The following is a 5931-nucleotide window of genomic DNA, read 5'->3' as shown; positions in this document are numbered from 1 at the left end:
TATATAGACCTATCAACTTCATCTAAGTCTTCAATCTTATACTTCGTTTTACTTGCATCAAAATGATAATATTTCTTTACATGATCTAATAAAGCTTTGGACTCTTGGTTTTGTTTGGAGAAGAATAGAATACAATTCATATTATTATCAAAGACAATCATATTATCCTTACATAATAAGTATAGATACGAGCTGCCAGCCTTATCTTTCTCTACAAAGGCATCAAAGAAATAAGGAAATTTAGAGTTAGAGAAACTAGTATCAGATACAATAAATTGGCTACCCAATTTGCTAATATGAATTTCATTCTTAGGCCCAAACTCTAAATCTACACTACGGCCAACCAGCTCATCTGATGATGGTTCATGATAAAACATAAAAGCTATAAAAGCTGTTATTAGAGCAATCAGAATAATAATCCCAAGAAAAAACTTTCTCATCAATCTAGCCCCAAATTTTTTCTATATCAGATATACTATGTGCATCAGAGCCTAGTACAAATGGCACCCCAATGATAGCAGCCATGCCTTGGATAAAGCGGCTTGGGTACATTTCACGGCAATCCGGTTTGAAGAAGCCACTCATATTGTAGTCTAGTTCGCGTCCTTGTACGCGCATGATATGCAAGATATCGCTTACCACCTGCGCATTACGACGATCTAAATGATGTTCAAAGCCAAAGTGATGTTGGTATTTTTTAATCAAATCAAAATGGCCAATGCGTTTTGGTGTATATTCACCAAGGTCAGCACGCACGGCTTGGCGTACGGTGGAGTAATATTTGTAATATAACTCATATTGCTTTTGAATCCACGGACCAAAGCCACGCTCAAATTCTTCAGGGCTATAGTCTAAGCAGTAATAGGCATTATTCACGCCTTCCATAAAGTGAACGGACAAAATATTGTCGTCCGTCAATGGACCATAGCGATCGAGGAACTCTTGAATATCTGCCTCAAAACCTGGAATGTAATCCACTTCAAAGCCAAGAGAGATGTCGATATGCGTGCCATAAGCACGTTGTAATTGACGGCCTAGTTCTAAATAGGTATCAACTTGGTTTAATTTCAAAGACGCTGTGTCATAGGCCTTTTGGTCACCACCGTATTCAGCTGCAAAAGCCTTTGGCAACGGCGCATGCTCTGTAAGGCATACCTTTTCAATGCGCAACTCGATGGCCTTTTCAATCATCAATGCAGTTCGGTCCCCACTACCATGTGGACACAATTCTGTATGCACATGACCATCTACAAGACGGCTGCGATACTTACTATATCCAACGAACTGCCGTTCATCTTTCATGTTCATTCAATCACCCTATTCGCCCTACCCCTTGGCGAACCCTTATCTATCATCTGTACATTATTAGTCTTTACTTTAATATCTATGTTTTATTATACCAATAATGCGTATGTTTCGGTATCCTGATATTTACCATGTTTGAAACCAACTTGCGGTGTTATCCCACAATAGGTAAATCCAAAACGCTCGTGTAATGCGGTGCTCGCTGCATTCCCTGCAGTAATAACAGACACCACCGTATGCAATATATCCGTTTCTTTTGCATAGTCTAAAATATGCGCCATCAACTTAGATGCCACACCTCTGCCTCTATATTCTTGATGAATGTAGATAGATAATTCGACAGTACTTTTGAAAGCATCCTTTGTTCTATATGGTGAAAGCGATGCATAGCCTACAACCACATCATCTATAAGACCTACAAAAATGCAGTGTTCCTGCGTTTGATGAACCTTATACCACTCCTGCCACTCTGGCAACGTGCGGGGCTCAAGATCAAGCGTTGCTACACCGTTCACAACCTCGTAATTATAAATATCTAAACAAGCTGCAATATCATCCTTTGTAATTGGTCGTATTACTAATTCACTCATAAGAATTCCTCAAAATTGTGGGTATCCAAAATCCGGTATCCGAAACTAAAATTATTTCTATATTATATCTATATAACATAATATATAAAAATAACTCCAATACGCAAGAAAAAGGACGAGCTGCAACTCGTCCTTTTGTTATATTGTAGGCAATATTTTGTACGCTTTACTACCTATTAGTAGTATATCATAAATACATTTTCAAAAGACAAACAAAAGACACCTAGAAATTTGGCCATTTCTAGGTGTCTTTTCAGGCGTACCAATTGAGGCACCCCATACTCTTCAAGTTAATTATAACACAATTAACTCTATGAATTTGTCTAATTTATTCATTACACAATAACGAATAGAAGTACTGTAATAACAATCAAAGCACCAATCACTGCATAGTCCATAGTTTTCAATCCCACAGATGCAGCAAAGCTATGTGTTGGACCACCAAAGCCACGTAGTTCTAGAGAGAGCGCCATTGTTTCGGAGCGGCCCAAGGATTTTAAGAGCAATGGTTGAATAACAGATGCATAGGATTTGATGCGTTTAATGAAGTTGCCTTCTAAGGATAGCCCACGGCACGCTTGCGCCTCTTGTACAGCATGGCTTTCAGCGATGAAGTCAGGTACAAAGCGAAGTGCTGCAGTGAACATAAATGCATATTCATAAGGAATTTTGCATTGTGTTACGAGCGCCGCTGTAAGGTCCTGCAATTTTGTCGTCGCCAATAAGCAGATAAATACAAGTGTCATGGCGAGCATACGCAAGCCAGATACGATAGCAGATGTTACATCACCGCTGCCGAGGAATTGAACGATGCCAAGGAATACGGCAAAGCTAGTTAACGCCACAACGGCCTTACGTTGTTTGATCAGTAAACCTGCAACGAATAAAACGACAAGTTCTACAACGACCAAGGCCAATAGAGATTGCCAGTCGCGCAATAGAATGGCCCACACGGATACAGCGAGGGTCATCAAGATTTTTGTTAACGGTACTAAACGTTCCATATGTCCCTCCTATTTCCCGCTCAACTGAGCCACTAACTTAGATTTCAATTCATCCATGGATTTGCAATAGCCTAGAGATGGTACCGCTAGTGAAAGTTCCACACTTGGCGGTTTCGTAAGGCCTAGGTCTTGCAATTCGTCCGTAGATTTCTTGAATAATTCTTCTGGACTGCCATCGAAGGCAACCGTTTGGTTACCCATGATAAGCGCACGGCTACATTCGCTAGCCATAATTTCCATATCATGTGTAATGAGAAGGATCGTAATGCCTTCTTGATTGAGTTGGCGCAATAACGCTAACAACTCTTTAGTTTCCTTACCATCTTGACCACTTGTTGGTTCGTCGAGGATGAGGATTTTAGATTGCATTGCTAGTGCAGAAGCGATAGCAACACGTTGCTTTTCGCCGCGGCGCAATGTTGGAGGATACGCATCACGCAAGTGAGCGATACCTGTGCGTTCCAACACTTCGTCGACGATTTGTTTCACTTCGGATTTACTGCGGCCCAAAGACTCAGGGCCAAAAGCAACCTCTGTCGCTACAGTAGGTCTGAACATTTGGCGATCCGGTTGTTGGAATACATAACCGATAAATTGACCACGTTTAGATGGTGGCATAGATGTAATATCTGTGCCGTTATAGTACATGCGGCCTTCACTAGCCTTTTCAAGACCTACGAGCAAACGAGTGATTGTCGTTTTACCACAACCATTACGACCGCCGATAGCGATATATTCGCCGCCTTCGATGGTGAAAGTCACATCTCGGAAGATGTCTACGGATGGCACATAGCCAAAGCGGATATTTTCAACCTTAAGCATGAGCGCCACCGTCCTTTCCTTGTACATCATCAACGCGTTGAATTGGTTGTTTATGTTCTACTGTATTTGTTTGATTAGCTGGAGACTTGCTTTCACCATGGACCTCATTTTGAATAGCGTGAGCCATTTCAATTTGATGCAAGCCCTTAATCGCAGACTCGATGCTGAGCCAAGGTTCATCACTATGGTAACCCGCTTGTTCAAGCTCCATGTACGTTGTGAACACAGATGGCAATGCATCTACGTGAATATTGTGTTCGTACATGTAACGAAGTGTAGTCGGTACATCCGCATCACATGCGATAGAGCCATCCACCATCAGAGCCATGCGGTTCGCGTACGGCAATACAGCATGCAAGTCATGGTCGATAACAACAACGGTAATACCGTGTTTTTGGTTTAAATCACCTACGAGGCGATATAATTCGGCAGTCCCATCTGGATCGAGGGAGCTTGTTGGTTCATCAAGGACAAGAACTGTTGGGTTCGTAGCCAATACGGAAGCGATGGCCAAACGTTGACGTTGACCACCAGACAAGCTTGTAATCTTACGGTCTTCTAAGCCTACAAGACCAACTTGCTTAAATACCTCTTCGGAACGAGCTTTGATAGTTTCACGGTCATAACCACGGTTTTCCATAGCAAAGGCAACTTCTTCACGAACTGTCATCGTAACGAGTTGCGTATCGTAATCGGCAAGAACAACACCGATATGGTTTGCAAGCTCTGGAATTTCCATTTGCGTAGTCGCTTTACCATCTACAAAGACCATGCCTTCAAGACGGCCACCGTAGAATTTAGGTACCGCCCCTACCATAGCCATGCAAAGAGTACTTTTACCACAACCTGCAGGACCAGTCACAACGAGGAAGTCCCCATCATGTACGTCGAGATTGATGTTTTCAAGAGACGGTGTAGTCGCCTTTGGATGGTAGTAATTTACGTGCTCAATAGAAATTTTAGCTTGGCGCTCAGGCAAGATTGTCATATGACTATGGTCAGACGTCAATTGATCCGCACTTGGCAACATGCCGCGTTTAGAGAATAAACGTTGCGCCGGAATGTATAAAATTGGCGTAATAGCGCCATTCAAAGCACCTACGATAAGTACCAATGGCCACATGCCGTACATGTATACATTATTAGGCAAACCAAGCACTTGCCATAAGAGGGTAACGAAGATACCACCAGATACAACAGTCGCTAAGAAACCAGATACGATTGGTGTTAAATCGAAACCACCGATCTTACGGAACTTCATAGACAACATTGCACGTGTTACGAGAGCTGCCGTCAACGCACCACCTGGTTCAGACAACAAGTTACCATAAGGAAATGCTGACTTAGACGTCAATACGTTAATGAGGGCCGCTACAAGGCCAATCCCCAATGTTTGGCTCAAACTAGGACGTGTCAATAAAATAGCTACGCAGTACGTAGCAATTGTCCAGTTCGGCGTTACCCCAGCCACACTAGGGCTCACCAAATGCAATATCGTGCCCAATGCGAGCATCAATGTGCTGACAGTAACCCATCTAAACTGGCCACCCTGCACATGCGTGTACACAAGATCTTGAATCCGTTCCATAAATAGCCTCTTTTCTAAAAATGAATATATAGTGTCTATTGTAACATTCTTCAGAGATTTGTGAAAGGCAAGATACTATTATAGATAGTATGTTTATCATATGATAAAAAGCACCATCTATTAACGATGGTGCTTTTAAGAACTAATGTACTTCATCTAATAGTATTCTAAGATAATCACGTCTACTGTTTAATATTCTATCAATATAGATAGTCCGGTCTAAATAACGATAAAAACTTAAATAATTATGACAAAGTAAATATCTGTATTCAATTTTGCTTTCTAGATTAATCAATAATCGCTGCCCCATTTCTGGAAATATACTCAACGAGTCATTCGTAGTCACTATATCCGAAACGGTTTTCTTAGCTAACTCAATATCACCGGTTTCTTCTTCTATAAAAGATTTTATTTCTAGCAAATCTTCTCGTGCTTTTGGTGCATAGCTAATTTGATTATTCATAATCAAATCCCCAATTCACTCTTTAGTTGCTCTGATGAAATCCAGCCTTCTTCTTCACCAGATTTACGACCGGTCTCTAAAGCCCCCATAAGTTTTATAGTAGCCATTACACGTTCATAATCTTGAATATCCATAATTGCATACCTACCTCTACCTGTC

7 protein-coding genes and 1 pseudogene are annotated in these 5931 nt (G+C 41.4%); all 8 read right to left on the bottom strand.

The features are described from left to right. The coding region (locus QZ334_RS06510; protein WP_295232963.1) for a hypothetical protein at positions 1-377 on the bottom strand (377 nt) is incomplete at its 3' end. 67 nt (positions 378-444) lie between these two features. After that, positions 445-1308: a histidinol-phosphatase HisJ gene (gene hisJ / locus QZ334_RS06505; RefSeq protein ID WP_295232960.1), complete on the bottom strand. Its 864-nt coding sequence runs from the start codon at positions 1306-1308 to the stop codon at positions 445-447. 86 nt (positions 1309-1394) lie between these two features. Continuing rightward, a complete protein-coding gene (locus QZ334_RS06500; protein WP_295232957.1) occupies positions 1395-1895 on the bottom strand; it encodes a GNAT family N-acetyltransferase in 501 nt (166 codons plus the stop codon). Positions 1896-2230: 335 nt separating this feature from the next. Continuing rightward, a complete protein-coding gene (locus QZ334_RS06495) occupies positions 2231-2899 on the bottom strand; it encodes an energy-coupling factor transporter transmembrane component T (RefSeq protein WP_295232955.1) in 669 nt (222 codons plus the stop codon). A 9-nt stretch (positions 2900-2908) separates the two neighbouring features. Further along, positions 2909-3721, bottom strand: a complete 813-nt coding sequence (locus tag QZ334_RS06490; protein WP_295232952.1) for an energy-coupling factor ABC transporter ATP-binding protein — start codon at positions 3719-3721, stop codon at positions 2909-2911. After that, on the bottom strand, positions 3714-5309 hold the full coding sequence (locus tag QZ334_RS06485; protein ID WP_295232949.1) for a tryptophan transporter: 1596 nt from the start codon (positions 5307-5309) through the stop codon (positions 3714-3716). The genes QZ334_RS06490 and QZ334_RS06485 overlap by 8 nt, the downstream gene beginning before the upstream one ends. Positions 5310-5451: 142 nt before the next feature. Beyond that, positions 5452-5772: a type II toxin-antitoxin system RelE/ParE family toxin gene (locus QZ334_RS06480; protein ID WP_129823534.1), complete on the bottom strand. Its 321-nt coding sequence runs from the start codon at positions 5770-5772 to the stop codon at positions 5452-5454. 2 nt (positions 5773-5774) lie between these two features. After that, positions 5775-5931: pseudogene (locus tag QZ334_RS08350) on the bottom strand (prevent-host-death protein); the annotation flags it as partial.

The sequence above is a fragment of the Veillonella sp. genome (genome assembly GCF_019414865.1).
In the GTDB taxonomy this organism is placed as follows: Bacteria; Bacillota; Negativicutes; order Veillonellales; family Veillonellaceae; genus Veillonella.
Note: the sequence above shows the minus strand (reverse complement) of the source record. Positions and strands in the feature narration are given on the sequence as shown.

Excerpts from the sequence above, each read along its gene's own strand:
- QZ334_RS06485 (WP_295232949.1), bottom strand. The coding sequence starts at position 5,309 with ATGGAACGGATTCAAGATCTTGTGTACACGCATGTGCAGGGTGGCCAG.
- QZ334_RS06495 (WP_295232955.1), bottom strand. The coding sequence starts at position 2,899 with ATGGAACGTTTAGTACCGTTAACAAAAATCTTGATGACCCTCGCTGTA.
- hisJ (WP_295232960.1), bottom strand. The coding sequence starts at position 1,308 with ATGAACATGAAAGATGAACGGCAGTTCGTTGGATATAGTAAGTATCGC.
- QZ334_RS06500 (WP_295232957.1), bottom strand. The coding sequence starts at position 1,895 with ATGAGTGAATTAGTAATACGACCAATTACAAAGGATGATATTGCAGCT.
- QZ334_RS06480 (WP_129823534.1), bottom strand. The coding sequence starts at position 5,772 with ATGAATAATCAAATTAGCTATGCACCAAAAGCACGAGAAGATTTGCTA.
- QZ334_RS06490 (WP_295232952.1), bottom strand. The coding sequence starts at position 3,721 with ATGCTTAAGGTTGAAAATATCCGCTTTGGCTATGTGCCATCCGTAGAC.